At 58.2% G+C, this 15727-nt stretch carries 13 protein-coding genes and 1 pseudogene; 10 read left to right on the top strand and 4 right to left on the bottom strand.

Features of this window, described 5'->3' with window-relative positions:
- Positions 1–207: 207 nt before the first annotated feature.
- A pseudogene (locus ACESLM_RS02995) lies at positions 208–477 on the top strand (aminoglycoside phosphotransferase family protein); the annotation flags it as partial.
- A gap of 17 nt (positions 478–494) precedes the next feature.
- Here ACESLM_RS02995 and ACESLM_RS03000 read toward each other — a convergent pair.
- From ACESLM_RS03000 to ACESLM_RS03010, 3 genes are read right to left on the bottom strand one after another with little or no spacing between them, the layout of a single operon-like run.
- Positions 495–1250 carry an SDR family NAD(P)-dependent oxidoreductase gene (locus ACESLM_RS03000; RefSeq protein WP_372629965.1) on the bottom strand — a complete coding sequence of 252 codons (756 nt, stop codon included), beginning with the start codon at positions 1248–1250 and terminating at the stop codon, positions 495–497.
- 19 nt (positions 1251–1269) lie between these two features.
- A complete protein-coding gene (locus ACESLM_RS03005; RefSeq protein ID WP_372629874.1) occupies positions 1270–2232 on the bottom strand; it encodes a helix-turn-helix transcriptional regulator in 963 nt (320 codons plus the stop codon).
- 33 nt (positions 2233–2265) lie between these two features.
- Positions 2266–3798: an MFS transporter gene (locus ACESLM_RS03010; protein ID WP_372629876.1), complete on the bottom strand. Its 1533-nt coding sequence runs from the start codon at positions 3796–3798 to the stop codon at positions 2266–2268.
- A gap of 280 nt (positions 3799–4078) precedes the next feature.
- Between ACESLM_RS03010 and ACESLM_RS03015 the strand changes: the two genes are divergently transcribed.
- The 7 genes from ACESLM_RS03015 to ACESLM_RS03045 all read left to right on the top strand — a co-directional run bounded on the left by ACESLM_RS03015 (position 4079) and on the right by ACESLM_RS03045 (position 11746).
- The gene (locus ACESLM_RS03015) at positions 4079–5689 is read left to right on the top strand and encodes an ABC transporter substrate-binding protein (protein WP_372629878.1); all 1611 of its coding nucleotides are present in this window, start codon (positions 4079–4081) and stop codon (positions 5687–5689) included.
- A gap of 147 nt (positions 5690–5836) precedes the next feature.
- Positions 5837–6787 (top strand): ABC transporter permease, encoded by a 951-nt coding sequence (locus ACESLM_RS03020; protein ID WP_372629879.1) that lies wholly within the window; start codon positions 5837–5839, stop codon positions 6785–6787.
- Positions 6788–6802: 15 nt separating this feature from the next.
- The gene (locus ACESLM_RS03025; protein ID WP_372629881.1) at positions 6803–7696 is read left to right on the top strand and encodes an ABC transporter permease; all 894 of its coding nucleotides are present in this window, start codon (positions 6803–6805) and stop codon (positions 7694–7696) included.
- A gap of 25 nt (positions 7697–7721) precedes the next feature.
- On the top strand, positions 7722–8750 hold the full coding sequence (locus ACESLM_RS03030) for an ABC transporter ATP-binding protein (protein ID WP_372629883.1): 1029 nt from the start codon (positions 7722–7724) through the stop codon (positions 8748–8750).
- Positions 8728–9714 carry an ABC transporter ATP-binding protein gene (locus tag ACESLM_RS03035; protein ID WP_372629885.1) on the top strand — a complete coding sequence of 329 codons (987 nt, stop codon included), beginning with the start codon at positions 8728–8730 and terminating at the stop codon, positions 9712–9714. The genes ACESLM_RS03030 and ACESLM_RS03035 overlap by 23 nt, the downstream gene beginning before the upstream one ends.
- 26 nt (positions 9715–9740) lie before the next feature.
- Positions 9741–10127, top strand: coding sequence for an OsmC family protein (locus tag ACESLM_RS03040; protein WP_372629887.1), 387 nt, complete (start codon positions 9741–9743; stop codon positions 10125–10127).
- Between the two features lie 245 nt (positions 10128–10372).
- Entirely contained in the window at positions 10373–11746 is a 1374-nt protein-coding gene (locus ACESLM_RS03045) for an RsmF rRNA methyltransferase first C-terminal domain-containing protein (RefSeq protein WP_372629889.1), read from the top strand.
- 68 nt (positions 11747–11814) lie between these two features.
- Here ACESLM_RS03045 and ACESLM_RS03050 read toward each other — a convergent pair whose 3' ends face one another.
- Positions 11815–12069, bottom strand: a complete 255-nt coding sequence (locus tag ACESLM_RS03050; protein ID WP_372629891.1) for a helix-turn-helix domain-containing protein — start codon at positions 12067–12069, stop codon at positions 11815–11817.
- A 212-nt stretch (positions 12070–12281) separates the two neighbouring features.
- On the opposite strand from ACESLM_RS03050, the gene ACESLM_RS03055 reads away from it, so the two are divergent.
- Positions 12282–14069 (top strand): cache domain-containing sensor histidine kinase, encoded by a 1788-nt coding sequence (locus ACESLM_RS03055; RefSeq protein ID WP_372629893.1) that lies wholly within the window; start codon positions 12282–12284, stop codon positions 14067–14069.
- Between the two features lie 5 nt (positions 14070–14074).
- A complete protein-coding gene (locus ACESLM_RS03060; RefSeq protein WP_372629966.1) occupies positions 14075–15640 on the top strand; it encodes an AraC family transcriptional regulator in 1566 nt (521 codons plus the stop codon).
- The last annotated feature ends 87 nt before the right edge of the window (positions 15641–15727 follow it).

Raw genomic sequence — 15727 nt, forward strand, 5'->3', positions numbered from 1 at the left:
ACGCGGACCTTGAGCTCGTGCCGTACGGCGGCGCGAAGCTGCGCATCGCGGAGTTCCCGACGATCGGCCATCCGCTCGAAGCGAGACGGCATATGTAGAACCAATCCCTCTGGCAGTCGCTGCCGCGCGTGCCAGAGGGATTTCCACGTTTATGTCGCTGTCAGGCCGAGTCGCTTGTACGGTTCCCGCGATCGTTAGCGAATTCCGATGCTATTTGCGAGAATCGATACGGAGCGGGACAGCTTCGTGCTGAAAATATGGAACAAAGACTCCAATCCGGATATTGGGTTTCTATATCGGTTGCTTACGGCTTTGAGCCAGCGGGGAGTCGCAGTGCCGGAGACGCTCGGCTGGGGAATCGACGCCAGCGGACATCAGGCGCTGCTTGCTCGTTATGGCGGAGAGCCCGTCACGAAAGCAAACGCCAAGACGATGTCCGCGCTGGCGACTATTTTGTCGGCGATCCATCGGATTCCCGTTGAGGCGGCGGCCGTTCACTCCATCGTTAATCCGCCGGTGACGGGCGTATACGTACCGGTCAGAAACCGGGCGTCGTCGCTCGCCAGGAAAGCGATGACCGAGGCCACGTCGTCGGGTTCGGCTATGCGACCAAGAGGCGTGAACCGGCCGACGACTTCCCTTTCGTGCTCGGACAGCTCGCCGCCGTCCGCTTCCGCATTCACGTGGCCCGGCGCAACGACGTTGGCGGTAATGCCTTGCACTCCGAGCTCTTGCGCGAGGTGAGCGGCGAAGGAATTGAGGCCGCCCTTGGCCGTGCCTTGCGAGATCATGCAGGGCGAAGGGTCTTTGCCCAACGTGTCGGATACGTAAACGAGCCTGCCGTATCGCCGTTCCATCATATAGGGCATGACGGCTTGGGTCGGCACGAACGCGGCTTTTAACTCGTGCAGCACTTTCGCCGCGAACGAGCTCCAGGTCAGGTCCGCGAATGGTGCGGCTTCGAAGTCGATGGAGGCGTTGCACACCAGAATATCGATGCGGCCGTACGAGGCAAGAACCTCGCCGACCAGGCGCGAAAACTGCTCTTCTCGAAGAACGTCCGCTTGAAGCGCCATTGCTTCCCCGCCGCCGGCCGTTATCTCCTCTACGAGCTGTTCAGCGGCCGAGGAATTCGCCGCCGAATCATTGACGACTACCCGCGCACCCCGCTCGGCCAGCAGTAGGGAGGAGGCGCGGCCGATTCCCCGCGAGCCTCCCGTAACAATCGCCACTTTGCCTTGAAGATCCATAGCCAACTCTTCCTTCCTTCTATTCGTTGATTTGGGAAGCCGAATACATCTGCGCGATTTCCAGCGCCGTTTTCCTTACTTCCTCGGCAATGCGAGGGGGCTCCAGCACAAGGACATCGGTCCCCGAATGAAGCAGAAGTCCGATCAGCCGTTTTCCTTCGGGAAGAGAGGTTCGCACGAGAAGCGAGCCGTCCGGCTGCTTCTCGATCTCGCTCTCGTCGAACCAGTCGATGGCCGCTACCTTTCCTTCGCCCGAAATCCGCAGCACCAGATCGACGCAGGGCGCCGCTCGCTCCACGGGCGCCTCCATCCGTCTGTTTAGCTCGGCCAGATCCGCTCCCCTGCGCCGATAGCTTTCGGCCAGCATCTGCAAATCCCGAATCCGCGAGAGCTTGAAGATCCGATAATCCTCGCGAGTCAGACAATATCCGTGAAGGTACCAGGAGTACCCCTTGAGGGCCAGCCCCATCGGCTCGACGCAGCGTTCCGATTCGCCTCCCTGGCTGTCGGTGTAGGCGAAGCGGACGAGCTTCGTCTCGGCGGTCGCCGTCTGCAGCGTCTCGTATTTGCGGCGCTCGGCCTCGCTGTTGCGCCAAGGGGTAAAGTCGACCACAACCTGCTGGCGCTCCGATAGCCGATCACGTTCCGCCTGCGAGAGCAGCGCGCCGACTTTGCCGAGCAGGGCTTCCATGCCGGAGTCGTTCAACGCACGGGTCGATTGAAGCCCCTTCAGGGCAGTGAACAGCGAAGCAAGCTCGGCGAAGGACAGCAGCTGCCGGTCCAGCCGGAAGCTGTCCATGATCTCGAAGCCGCCTTCGGCTCCGGTGTAGGAGACGATCGGGATTCCCGCCAGGCTTAACGACTCCAGGTCGCGGTAGATCGTGCGCAGAGACACTTCCATCCGCTCGGCCAGCTCATTCGCCTGCACTCGCTTTCTGTTCAAGAGAAGAATCGTAATCGCCATCATTCGTTCGAGCTTCATATCCGTTCCTCCCGATCGTAACTTCCGGCGCCGTCAATGCGCCGTCGCGTAACTGTCGATCTCTGCCGCCGGGTCGAGCTTCTCGTTGCTCATGAACAGGGCGGTCACCAAGGCAAGAATGGCGGGAAGGAGCGCCCATGCGAACGTCGCGCCGATCGATGAAGCGAGCCCCGACCGGACGACGTCCAGCACGCCGGCGTCGAAGGTTTGGCTGAGCTCGGGATTCAACAGGACGTACGGATCGCCGTAGTCTAGGTTCGCTGGCACGGAAGAGGATCCGCCGCTCGCGAATGCCGATGTCAATTTGCCTGTGAGCAAGTGGCTTTGAATGATGCCGAAGATCGTAATTCCGAGCGTCATGCCGAGCGAACGGTTGAAGTTAAGCGTAGAGTTGGCGGCTCCGCGCTGCGTCGCCGGAAAAGATTGAATGGCCGACGTGCTGAGAACGGAGAAGGTCGCGCCTACGCCGAGACCGATCAGAATCATATAGACGGTGACGAGAACGCGCGGCGATTCCGCCGTAATCCCCGTCAGCAGAATGAGCCCGGCGACGAGCAGGAAGAGGGGGGGCGCCAGAATCGTCCGGTAGGACAGCTTCGTCATCAGGAAACCTCCCAGCGTAGCCGTCACTACGGAGCCCATCATCATCGGCAGCAGAACGAGTCCGGCATTGGACGCGGTGCCTCCCAGCACGCCCTGGATGTAGATCGGAATGAACACCGACGCGGACATGAAGGCGGCTCCGCTGAACATGGCGATGACGTTGCTCGTCGTATAGAGCCGGTTCTGGAACATCCGGAAGGAGATGATCGGTTCGGCCGCTCTTTTTTCCACGAAGATCAGGAGCAGCGCCAACACGAGGAAACCCGCAAACAGTCCGAGAATCTGGGGCGAGCCCCAAGCATACTGTTTTCCGCCGAGCTCCAAAGCCATCATGAGACATACGATCGCTCCGACGAGCAGCGTCGCGCCCAAGTAATCGATGCTTTGTCTGGAATGGGCGGCCGACTTCTTGTAGAACAATGCGATCAGTACGAACGCGATCAAGCCGAGCGGCAAGTTGATGTAGAAGATCCATTCCCAACGCAGATGGTCCGTGATGTACCCGCCGACCATCGGCGCGGCTATGCTCGACAGGCCGAACAAAGCTCCGAACATCCCCATCATTTTCCCTCTGTTCTCTGGGGACACGACGTCGAACAGGATCGTGAACGCGATCGATACCATGGCGCCTGCGCCGATCCCTTGCACCGCTCTGTAGATGCTGAGCATCACGATGGAGTCGGCCGTGCCGCACAGGGCCGATCCGATCATGAACACGACGATGCCGAAGATGAAAAACCGCTTGCGCCCGTACATGTCGGACAGCTTGCCGAAGATCGGCATCCCCGCCATCTCCGTGACCATATAAGCGGACGTCACCCAGACGAATTTGTCCAGCCCGCCCATCTCCCCGACGATCGTTCCCATGGCCGTAGCCACGATCGTGTTGTCCATCGACGCCATGAGGATGGAGAGCAGAAGCCCCGCCATAATGAACCCGACTTTATTTTTCTCTTTACTCATGAGATGTTCCATTCCCTTCGCGATTAAGTGAACCGGCGAACCCGCCGTCTGAAATCATCATAACCGCCCTTTGTTGACACCTGTTTGTCAGGATTAAAAAAATTGTTGACGAGTCCGGGCCCGCCGGCGCGCTTAAAGCCCAAGTCCTATGAGGATTGGGCTATTTTTGTCGTTGACAACCCTAGTAAAATGGTTTAGTATTCCATTATATCAACTCGGAATAGTGTGTTTTCTAAAAATTCCGAAAACTTCGCATTACGACCAGGGGGAGAACGACAGAATGAAATTCAACAAGATCAGCTTGCTGGCATTGGTATTATTGTTAACAACGGTGCTGGCCGCATGCAGTAAAGACAATTCGAACAGCGGCGGCCAGAATGCTTCGCAGAGTCCGGCCGGCAGCGCCAGCCCGTCTCAGGAGCAGAACGCCAAGGAATATAAGAACGAACTGAACATCGCCCTCACGGCCCAGCCTCCGACTTTGGATACCGCGATCACGGTATCGGCCGTAGCGTTGGATACGGCGGGCAACATTTTCGAACAGTTGTACACATTGAACGCTAACTACGAGCCGAAGCCGCAGCTGGCGGAATCGGTGGAAATAAGCGAGGACGGCTTGACGTATACGTTTAAGCTGCGCCAAGGCGTGAAGTTCCACAACGGCAAAGAGATGACTTCCGAAGACGTCGTCGCCTCGATGAACCGTTGGCTCACGACGTCGTCCCGCGCCAAGGTGCTGCTGACGAACGCGAAGTTCGAAGCGGTCGACGCTTATTCGGTAAAATTAACGGTCGAGAAGGCGGCTTCGGACGTGCTCATTCTGATCGCTTCCCAAGCGCAATTCCCTTCGATCCTGCCGAAGGAGATCGTGGAATCCGCGCCTCCGGAAGGCATTACGGAGTACATCGGCACAGGTCCTTACAAGTTCAAGGAATGGAAGCAGGATCAGTATATTCATCTGGTTAGAAACGAAGATTACCAAGGCATCGAGGCGGAGCCGAGCGGCTACTACGGACGCAAGGACGCGCCTACGGAAAACCTGTATTTCCACTTCGTCACCGACCATGCGACGCGGATCGCGGGCGTCAAGACCGGCAAATACGACGTGGCCGACAGCATTCCGATCGAGAGCTACGACGAGCTTGCCGCCGATAAGAACGTAGACGTGCAGACGTTCCCGGGCGGGGCGCTGACCGCGTTCCTGAACACCTCCGAAGGCTTGTTCGCGAATCAGACGATCCGCCAAGCGGTTATCGCGGCGCTCAACAACGACGAAATCCTGCTGGCGAGCTTCGCCAAGCCGGAGCTGTACTCGCTCGCTCCGGGTTACCTGAGCAGCAGCCAAGTGCAATGGGCGAACGACGCCGGCAAGGAGTACTACAACCAAGCCGACCAAGAGAAGGCTAAGAAGCTTCTCGCGGAAGCCGGCTATAACGGAGAAGAAGTCACGCTGCTGACGACGAAAGATTACGCCGAGATGTACACGGCTACGCTGGTCATTCAAGAGCAGCTTCGCCAGATCGGCATGAACGTCAAAGTCGACAACTTCGACTTCCCGACGTTCCTGGAGACGAAGAACGACCGCAGCAAATGGGATCTGTTCGTAGCGAGCACGGGCTATCAGCCGACTCCTCCGCAATTGCTCGCCGTCAACCCGGACTGGGCCGGTCTGAACAACGACACCGTGAAGCAGGCGCTGATCGACATTCGCGGCGCGGCCACTCCGGAAGCGGCCAAGGCGGAATGGGAGAAGCTGCAGCAGTTCCTGTACGAATTCGGTTCGTCCACGGTTATCGGGCATTACAACATCCTCGTGGCGACGTCGAAGAACTTGGAAGGCTTCGAGCTGTTCAAAACTCCGCTGGTGTGGAACGCGAAAATCGCGAAATAAGCGCGAAATAAGATAGTCGTCTCCATTAGAGGAGGGTGTGACAAGTTACTTCGTAACTTAGCCGACACCCTCCTTGTATTGATGAATCGGCAATAATGGAATACAATCGTAGACGCCAACTTATTCGACAACGAACGAGGAGATTTCATGCTGGTTTACATTGCGAAAAGGCTTCTGTCTCTGATTCCCGTATTGTTCGTCGTCACCGTCGCAATCTTCCTGATCATTCACCTGACGCCGGGCGACCCCGCGGCCGCGATGCTGGGCATCGAAGCTTCGGAGGCGGATATTCAGGCGCTGAACGAGCAGCTCGGGTTGAATCGCCCTGTGCACGAGCAGTATATCCACTGGGTTTCGGGCGTACTCAGAGGAGATCTGGGCGATTCCATCTTCATGCGCCAGTCCGTCGGACAAGCGATCGCCGAGCATATCGGCCCTACGCTTTCCTTGGCGATTCTCGGACAAGCGATCGCGCTTGTGCTGGCGATTCCGTTCGGCATGATCGCCGCGTACAAGAGGGGCACGGCCGTCGATTATTCGCTGATGGGAGTGTCGCTGCTCGGACTCGCGATTCCGAGCTTCCTGCTCGGCTTGTTCCTGATGCTGATCGTCGGCGTACAGCTTCAATGGCTGCCTGTCGCGGGGTACGAGCCGCTGAGCAAGGGGCTGTGGGAGCATCTGCAATATTTGATTCTTCCGGGTCTTTCCCTGGGCGCCATTCAGGCGGCTCTCATTACGCGAATGACCCGCTCGTCCATGCTGGACATTTTGAACCTGAATTACATTAAGACGGCCCGTTCCAAAGGGCTGCGGGAGCTGACCGTGCTGACGAAGCACGCCTTCCGCAATGCGTTCCTGCCGATTCTGACCGTCATCGGCCAGACGTTCGGCACGCTCGTGACGGGTGCGGTCGTCGTGGAGTCGATTTTTAATATTCCCGGACTGGGCCAGCTCATCCTGAATTCGGTCGTGCGCAGGGATTTCGCCGTCATCCAGGGCGTCGTATTGATCGTCACGCTGATCTACGTGGGCATCAATCTGATCGTCGACCTGCTGTACGGCGCGGTGGATCCGCGCGTACGCCTGGACCGCAAATAGGGAGGAGAGGGCAACATGGCGAAAGAAAACATCATCGCGATGAGCAGGCGGCTGAAAAAAGAGCAGCGAGCCTTGCGCTTCCGCCGGTTCAGAAGCAATTACGGCTTGGTTATCGGCGCCGTCCTGTTCGCGCTGTTCATCTTGATCGCGGCGATCGGGCCTTATCTGATGCCGTTCGACCCGTACGCGATGAAAGTCACCGAGCGTCTTCAGCCGCCCAGCGGCGCCCATCTGCTCGGAACCGACGAATTCGGCCGGGATCTGATGACGAGAATCGTCTACGGCGCGAGAGTATCCGTCAGCGTCGGCTTGATCGTGTCGCTGCTGTCCTCGCTGCTCGGTCTCGTGATCGGAATTTACGCCAGCTACTACAAGACGCTGGATCATATTTTAATGCGCATCTGCGACGGCTTGATCGCCATTCCCGGCGTGCTGCTCGCCATCGCCCTGATGGCCGCGCTGGGCGCGTCCGCGATGAACGTCATTATCGCGCTGACGATCGTATTCACGCCGAACATTGCCAGGGTCGTCCGCTCGTCGGCGCTCGTCGTCCGGGAGCAGACTTATATTGAAGCGATGCATGCCCAAGGGGCGAGCGACTCTCGCATTCTCTGGAAGCATATCGCCGTCAACACGCTGTCCCCTCTGCTTGTTCAAGCGACGTTCGTTTTCGCGGAGGCGATCATTTCCGAAGCGGCGCTGAGCTTCCTCGGGGCGGGCATTCCGGCTCCGGAAGCGAGCTGGGGCAACATTCTCCATGCCGGCAAGCTGGTTATCTACAAGGCTTGGTGGATGGTCGTGTTCCCAGGCGTATTCATCATATTGTCCGTTCTCGGCTTGAATCTGCTGGGGGACGGCTTGCGGGACTTTCTCGACCCTCGCGTGAAGCTGAAGCAGAAGAAATCATGACATCGAACGGGACGGAGGGTGCGATATGAGCCAGGCGCCTCTATTGGAAATCAAAAACTTGAAGACGCATTTTCATACGGAGCGGGGAAAAGTGACGGCCGTCGGCGGGGTCAGCTTCTCTATGGACCGCGGGGAAATTATCGGCATCGTAGGCGAGTCGGGCTGCGGCAAAAGCGTTATGTCCCAGTCCATCTTAAGGCTGCTCGAGCATACCGATTCGGTCGAGTACGAGGGAGAAGTTCGGTTCGAGGGCGAGAATCTGCTGGACATGCCGCTGTCCAAGCTGCGGGCCGTTCGCGGCAACGATATCTCGATGATTTTCCAGGACCCGCTCACTTCGCTTAATCCGGTATATACGATCGGCAATCAGATCGAGGAGGCGCTTCGCCTTCACCGCAAGCTATCGAAGAGAGAGGCCCGCAAGAAGGCGATCGAGATTTTGGGTCTGACGGGCATTCCTTCGCCGGAGACGCGGGTGGACGATTATCCGCACCAATTGTCCGGTGGCATGCAGCAGCGCGCGATGATTGCGATGGCGCTCGCCTGCGAGCCGAAGCTGCTCATCGCCGACGAGCCGACGACCGCGCTCGACGTGACGATCCAGGCGCAAATTCTGGAGCTGATCACGGAGCTCAACCGGACGCTCGGCATGGGCGTGCTGTTCATTACGCACGATCTCGGAGTCGTATCGGAAATTTGCACCGGCGTCAAAGTGATGTACTTGGGACGGATCGTCGAGGAGGCGACGACGGAGCAGTTGTTCCGATCTCCGCTGCATCCGTACACGCGGGGGCTGCTGAAGTCGATTCCGAAGCTGGAGGGCGACCGCCGCGAGAAGCTGCACGTCATCGAAGGGACCGTTCCTTCGCTGTTCGACATTCCGCGCGGCTGCGGATTTTCGACCCGCTGCCCATATGCCGACGAGAAGTGCCGCAACGAAGACCCGGAGATGGTTCTGGCGGACGAGCGGCATCGGGTGAAGTGCTGGCATTACGAGAAGATCAACCGTCTGGAAGAGAGGAGGAGCGGCGATGGCGAAACGGTCGGCGGCTGAACCGATATTGGCAGTAAACGGACTCGTGAAGAAGTTTCCGGTATACGGTTCGTTCGGGAAGCTGTTCGGGGCCAAAGCTTACGTGAATGCGGTCAGGGAAGCGTCCTTTCGCCTGTACGAAGGGGAGACGTACGGCCTCGTCGGCGAATCGGGCTCGGGCAAGAGCACTACGGGGCGCGCCATTCTCGGCCTGACGCCCGCCAGCTCGGGAGAGGTGCTCTACCGGGGGCAGGATCTCGTCAAGCTGTCGAAGCAGGAGCTGCGCAAGTTCCGCAACGAGATCCAGTTCGTGTTCCAGGACCCGCTCTCTTCCTTGAATCCGCGCAAGCGGATCGGCGACATTCTCGAAGAGCCGCTCATTATTCATAAGATAGGCGACCGGCAGCAGCGTCAGGAGCAAGTGTTTCGCATCCTCGAAGTCGTCGGCTTGCAGCCGGAGCACTATTTCCGCTATCCGCACGAATTTTCCGGAGGGCAGCGGCAGCGGATCGGACTGGCCCGCGCTCTGATCGTCAATCCGAAAATCATGATCTGCGACGAGCCGGTGTCGGCGTTGGACGTGTCCATTCAGTCGCAAATTCTGAACATGCTGCGCGAACTGCAGACGGAGCTGGGCTTGACGATGCTGTTCATCACGCACGACATCAGCGTCGTCCGCTACATTTCCGACCGCATCGGCATCATGTACCTGGGGACGATCGTCGAGGAGGCGCTGACGGACGATCTGTTCCAGGCCCCCCAGCATCCGTATACGAAAGCGCTGCTGTCGGCCGTGCCCGACTATACCCGCAGCCGGCTGAAGGAGCGGATCATCTTGAAGGGCGAGATTCCGTCTCCGCTGTCCCCGCCGCATGGCTGCGTGTTCCACACGCGCTGCCCGCTGGCGACGGACAAGTGCAAGGTCGAGCCGCCTGTCGTCAGGGAAGTACGGGCGGACCATCGGGTCGCCTGCCACTACGTTTAATATGACATCCAAGGAGAGATACAGCGATGACAACGGTGAAAATCACGCAAGGCCAGAACGTCATTTACAACGGAGCGGGATTGCAGGTCATCGGAAGCACCGGACCGAACCTGAGCGGGCTTAACCCGAAGGAGCTGCTGGAAGCGGCGCTCGGTCTGTGCGTCTCGATCTCGATGCAGAAAAAGCTGGCCCACGACGAAATCGACTACGACGCCTCGGAGATCCAGATCGATGTGACGGTGCGCAAGGGGAAAGGCGTGACGGACCGGTTCACGGATTTTAAGGTGACGCTTAAGCTGCCCTCCTCGCTGGACGAGGCCTACAAGCGGGAGCTGATCGAAGCCGCCGAAGAAGTATGCACGATCGGCAATACGCTCAGAAACGGGGCGACGATCGAGACGGTGGAGGTTTAATCCCGAGCGCGCTCCATTGCCGCAGGCTGGGACCGAAAGCCCGTGCCTGCGGCGATTAGTCCCGACAAGCTCGCTTTCCTTCCGCACCAACCTCCTCCCCGCCCCCTTTTAACCGAAACCGCCGCCAAGCTCATCTCGCAAAAGCACATCCTTTCGAGTCGTTCCGCGATTCCGCGTCTCTTGTTGTGACGATCGGCCGAGTTATAGTAAGATTAAATCCCAAATAAACGATCGAGGATACCGCCATGCAGTTGCCGCAACTTTTTCTGGATAAAATGAAAGAACTTCTGCGCGAACAATACGAGGCTTTCATCGCCAGCTACGAGGAAGATAAAGCCCAGGGGCTGAGGGTGAATCCGTTAAAGGTTTCCGCGGAGGAACTGGCCCGGATCGCTCCATTCGCTTTGAGCGGAGTGCCTTGGGCGGCTGAGGGATTCTACTACGGCAAGGAGGATCGGCCGGGCAAGCACCCTTACCATGAGGCCGGGCTGATCTATATTCAGGAGCCCAGCGCGATGGCGGTCGGTGCGCTTGTCGATCCTCGGCCGGGAGAAACGGTGCTCGACTTGTGCGCCGCGCCGGGAGGGAAGACGACGCATTTGGCCGGCCGGATGAACGGGGAGGGGCTGCTCGTCGCCAATGAGCCTCATCCGGCCCGGGCCAAGATCTTGTCCCAGAACGTAGAGCGGCTGGGCGTCCGCAACGCGGTCGTGACGAACGAGATGCCGGACAAGCTCGCCGACAGGTTTCCGGTGTTCTTCGACCGGATTCTGGTCGATGCCCCGTGCTCGGGAGAGGGCATGTTCCGCAAAGATCCCGACGCCTGCGCGCAGTGGAGTATCGATCACGTTGCGATGTGCGCGACTCGGCAGCTCGACATTCTGGCGAGCGCCGCGAAGATGCTGAAGCCCGGCGGCCGGCTCGTCTATTCGACCTGTACGTTCTCGCCGGAGGAGAACGAAGGAGCGATCAGCCGATTCGTGGAGCTTCACCCGGAATTTACGATCGAGGACGCGCATGCTTACGAAGGGTTCGACCATGGCCGGGCGGATTGGACGGCGGACGCCGCTCCCGGCATCGGCGAGACGCTGCGGCTGTGGCCGCACCGCATTCGCGGCGAGGGTCACTATGCTGCCGTGCTGAGGAAGGCGGACGGGGAAGAGGAGACTGTGAGACGCAAATATGCGAAGGGCTTGACCGACCGCAAAGCGTTAAAAGACTACTTCACATTCGCCGAAGAGACGCTGACGGTGACGCCCGCGGGAGAATTCACCCTGTTCGGGGATCAGCTGTACATTATGCCGGCGGGGATGCTCTCGCTTGATCAATTGAAGGTCGTCCGTCCGGGCTGGCATCTGGGCACGCTCAAGAAAAACCGCTTCGAGCCCTCGCATGCGCTCGCATTGTCGCTTAGAGGAGACGAGGTCCGCAACCGCTTGAGCTTGTCATCCGATTCCACGCGGATGCTCGCTTACTTGAAGGGAGAAGCGCTGGAGGCCGAAGGGTCGAAGGGCTGGCATCTCGTCGAGGTCGACGGCTATTCGATCGGCTGGGGCAAGCTGGCGGACGGCACGCTCAAAAACCATTTTCCGAAGGGGCTTCGCTGGACCGGGGGGTAAGCGGATGCCCTTTCCTTTTAGGAGTCAGTCAGGCCGTCGTTCCCTGACTTCTCGATCGGAAACAGATTTTAAGATCCGATTTTCCGGTTAGTTTTCTTATAGCCTCGGCAATGCTGGAGGAATAGCGTATGCTCAACCATTCGTTGGCAAACGCCGTCGCTCAGGATCAGAAAACTTTCGATTCCTGGAAGCGCTTGCCCTCGTTCCCACTTGGATACGGCTTGATGGGATACGTTCAACAGTTTGGCCAACTCCATTTGAGTTTTGCCCGATTTATTGCGCAGCTCCCCCAAATTCCGTCCGATTGCAGAGTAATCCAGCATTCGTTATTCTCCTCTCCGAAAGATGAGACCGATAAATACACTATAGCATGTACGAGAACGAAGGTAATCCGATTAGAAGTTGCATGTAAAACGGGCGATTGCAACCAGCGGTTGAGTAAACCTGCCAGATCGTGAGGAATTCGGCAATTCGTGTCGAATTTACTGGGCTTTGGAATACTGATATAAGTTGATAGCAGGGGGGGAGGAGCGAAATGAGACGCTGGTTCGCGAATTCGTTGAAACGCAAATTAACGCTGCTGCTCGTGTTCGCGATCCTGCTTCCGATGCTGATTACCGGCATCGTGTCCTACCGGATCGCCGCTTCCGTGACGGAGGAGAAGGCGAAGCAGTCGGGGATGAACACGCTGAAGCAGATCAAGGACAAGCTCGAATTCGTCATTCAGGACGTGGAGAACATGTCCATTTTCCTGATTGGGGAGAAGGACATACAGCTTTACCTGGACAACAAGACGGAGGACGTTACGCGCTATTCCTTGATTATCGGGACGCTCACCAACCTGGCATTTTCCAAAAAATACATCTCGAACATTACGATCAAGCCGCTCGACGGCAAGCCGGAGCTGTCCAACTCGACCATTCTCGAATCCGGGCTCGCTCCGCTGCTGGAGCAGTTCAAGATGGATTATCGGAAAACATCGAAATGGTGGACGTCCCTCTATACGAACCAGACGAACGAGGGCGTGAAGCAGGTCATCTCGATCGTGCGGCCGATTCGCAATTTCTACAACTTCCGGGAGATCGGATGGATCGCGGTCAGCCTCGACCAGAAGGAGATCGAACGGTTCATTAACGAGGCTGCTTGGGAGAAGAGCGGTTACGTGCTGCTGCTGGACAAGGAAGACAGAATCATCTCCGTCTCCGGAGGCGATCCGTCGTGGCTGTCCAAGCCGATGGCCGAGGTTATGCCGGATATGGAGCCGTTGAACGAAGCCGGCGGGGTGCTGAAGTACGGCACGGGAAAAGAACAAAAGACGATTCTGTACAATACGATTCCGAATCTGGGCTGGAAGCTGGTCGGCTTCATTCCGACGCAGGTGTACGGGGCGCAGAATGCTTACGTGCTTAACGTCACCGCTTTCGCGACCGGAATCGCGCTCGTGCTCGCCGTCGGGCTTATGCTGCTGTTCGTCCAATGGGTGACCAAGCCGTTGACCGGCCTGACGAAGTATTTGAAGGACGTGAATCCCGACGATCCGATTCCGCTCTATCCGATCCGCAGCACCGACGAGATCGGGCTGCTCGTTCGCAGCTACAACAAGCTCGGCGACAAGATCGACCTGCTTAAAACCCAGGTTCAGAAAAACGAGGCCAAGAAGAAAGAAGCGGACATGCAGGCGCTGCAGGCGCAGATCAATCCGCATTTTCTGTACAATACGCTCTCGTCGATTCAGTGGATCGCGCTCATGAACAAGGACAAGCAGATCGCCGAGATGGTCGGGGCGCTCAGCGATTTTATGAGATTCAGCCTGAACAAGGGCGAGGAATATTGCCACGTTCGCCAGGAGATCGCGCATGCGCAAAATTACGCGTACATTCAGTCGATTCGTTTTCCCGACCAATTCGAGATCGAATTTTTCGTCGACCCGGAGATGATGGACTTGCCGATCCTCAAGCTGCTGTTCCAGCCGCTCATCGAGAACAGTCTGATCCATGGCATTCAGAAAAAGAAAGAGAAGGGGCAAGTATTCGTGCACGGCGAATGGAACGGAGACGTCATGAAGTTCGTCGTGGAGGATACGGGAATCGGTATCGACGAAGCGACGCTGCGCGGCATCCGGGCCCGGATGATGGCGGACTCGGACACGAGTTCTCCTGCAGGAGAGCCGGCTAGGCCGAATACCGGCAGCTACGGCCTGCTGAACGTTCATCGGCGCCTCAGGCTGCATTACGGAAGCGGTTCCGGGCTGACGATCGACAGCCAGCCGAACCGCGGCACGCGAATCTCGTTTCTGATTCCGTTTAAGGAGGGGCAACCGTGAAAATCATGATCGTGGACGACGAAGTGATTATCCGCAACGGCCTGTGTACGGTAATCGACTGGAAGGAGCTCGGTCTGGAGCTTATCCCTCCCGCGGCTTCCGCCGAAGAGGCGCTGGAACGGATTCCGACCGAGGAGCCGAACATTCTGCTGACCGACATTCGCATGACGGGCATGGACGGTATCGAGCTCGCGAAGGAAGTCAAGGCGATGCTGCCGGACACCGAGGTGATCATTCTCACCGGATTCGACGACTTCTCGTACGCCCAGCAGGCGCTTCGCGGAGGTGTGACCGATTATTTGCTGAAGACGAGCCGTCCGGAGGAAATCATCAAGGCGGCGATGAAGGCCAAGCAGAACATCGTGGAGAAAAGAGAGCTGTTGAAGCAGGAGAGACGGCAGCGCAACGAGCTGAACAAGCAGACGTTGATGAAGCTGCTGAGCGGAGGCATGCCGGGCGCCGGAGCGGCCGAGTTCGAACGCATCCGGGACTGGCTGCGCAAGGAGGAGGGCGGCCGGACCGAGGAAGCGGAAGCGGCGCGCGTCGTTATCGTGTCCGCTTCCGGCTGGGGAGACAAGCGGTTCGAAGGTTTGCTGATCGGCGCCGTGGACAACATGATGAATGAATTGCTGACCTGCATCACGCTGCCGGACAGGGAGCGCCTCGTTGTCGTGCTGCGCGAAGAAGCGGAGGCGGGCGGCGAAGCCGCTGTGACGAGGGCGATGAGGCATGTGGAGAGAATTCTGAAGTGCGAGACGTTCGCTGCGGTCGGCCGCTCGACGGATCGGTACGAACAGTTGCCGGAATCATATGCGGAGGCGGAGCGGATCTATTCGTTCAAAGGACTGATCGGCAGCAGCGGACGGTTTACCTGCGAGGATCTTAAAGGGAGAGCGGGAGGGAGAACGCTCTGCTCCGAGCAGGAAGAGGCCGAGCTGTCGGCGCTGCTGATGAGCAACGACGCGACCGGGCTAAGGCATTGGACGAACCAGACGGTAAGGGCGCAGGTGGAGGACTCCGCCGCAACCCCGACGACGCTGCAAGCTTATCTCCATTCCGTTGTCCTCGCGGGCTACCGCTGGCTGGAGAGAACGCGTACCGGAGAGGCGGCTGCCGGCCAGGGGCAGGCGCTGTTCGTGCCCGAGCCCCCCGTCTACGACTGGGGAGGGCGTCCGGAGGACGAAGTGTTCAAAAGCTTGTCCGGGGTCATGGCGGCCTACCATCAATCGATGGACCGGACCCGGTTTTCGTATATCCGCAAGGCGATCGACTACATTCGCGAGCATCTCGATCAACCGCTGTCGCTGCAGCAGGTGGCGGGATTCGTGCATTCGAATCCGAACCACTTCAGCGAAGTATTCAAGCGGGAGACAGGGATGACCTATCTGGAATTCGTCACCCAGGAGCGAATGCGCAAAGCCGCCGAAATGCTGCACGGAACGCCGATCAAGGTGGCCGATATCGCCAATCGGGTAGGCTATATGGATATCAAGTATTTTACGCAGCAGTTCAAGAAGCACACGGGCAAAACTCCGTCCGAATACCGGCAATCTCCGAGAGAACCTGAATAATGACCCCCATCGCCCCGAAGTTTATCCCGTTATCCCGACTGCCTTCGCCCTTTATACTGAACGTGTAGCGAGAGACAAACAAGGAGG

Source organism: Cohnella sp., from assembly GCF_041641335.1.
Classification (GTDB): Bacteria; Bacillota; Bacilli; order Paenibacillales; family Paenibacillaceae; genus Cohnella.

Excerpts from the sequence above, each read along its gene's own strand:
- ACESLM_RS03035 (WP_372629885.1), top strand. The coding sequence starts at position 8,728 with ATGGCGAAACGGTCGGCGGCTGAACCGATATTGGCAGTAAACGGACTC.
- ACESLM_RS03055 (WP_372629893.1), top strand. The coding sequence starts at position 12,282 with ATGAGACGCTGGTTCGCGAATTCGTTGAAACGCAAATTAACGCTGCTG.
- ACESLM_RS03010 (WP_372629876.1), bottom strand. The coding sequence starts at position 3,798 with ATGAGTAAAGAGAAAAATAAAGTCGGGTTCATTATGGCGGGGCTTCTG.
- ACESLM_RS03025 (WP_372629881.1), top strand. The coding sequence starts at position 6,803 with ATGGCGAAAGAAAACATCATCGCGATGAGCAGGCGGCTGAAAAAAGAG.
- ACESLM_RS03040 (WP_372629887.1), top strand. The coding sequence starts at position 9,741 with ATGACAACGGTGAAAATCACGCAAGGCCAGAACGTCATTTACAACGGA.
- ACESLM_RS03015 (WP_372629878.1), top strand. The coding sequence starts at position 4,079 with ATGAAATTCAACAAGATCAGCTTGCTGGCATTGGTATTATTGTTAACA.
- ACESLM_RS03000 (WP_372629965.1), bottom strand. The coding sequence starts at position 1,250 with ATGGATCTTCAAGGCAAAGTGGCGATTGTTACGGGAGGCTCGCGGGGA.
- ACESLM_RS03045 (WP_372629889.1), top strand. The coding sequence starts at position 10,373 with ATGCAGTTGCCGCAACTTTTTCTGGATAAAATGAAAGAACTTCTGCGC.
- ACESLM_RS03030 (WP_372629883.1), top strand. The coding sequence starts at position 7,722 with ATGAGCCAGGCGCCTCTATTGGAAATCAAAAACTTGAAGACGCATTTT.
- ACESLM_RS03005 (WP_372629874.1), bottom strand. The coding sequence starts at position 2,232 with ATGAAGCTCGAACGAATGATGGCGATTACGATTCTTCTCTTGAACAGA.
- ACESLM_RS03050 (WP_372629891.1), bottom strand. The coding sequence starts at position 12,069 with ATGCTGGATTACTCTGCAATCGGACGGAATTTGGGGGAGCTGCGCAAT.
- ACESLM_RS03020 (WP_372629879.1), top strand. The coding sequence starts at position 5,837 with ATGCTGGTTTACATTGCGAAAAGGCTTCTGTCTCTGATTCCCGTATTG.
- ACESLM_RS03060 (WP_372629966.1), top strand. The coding sequence starts at position 14,075 with ATGATCGTGGACGACGAAGTGATTATCCGCAACGGCCTGTGTACGGTA.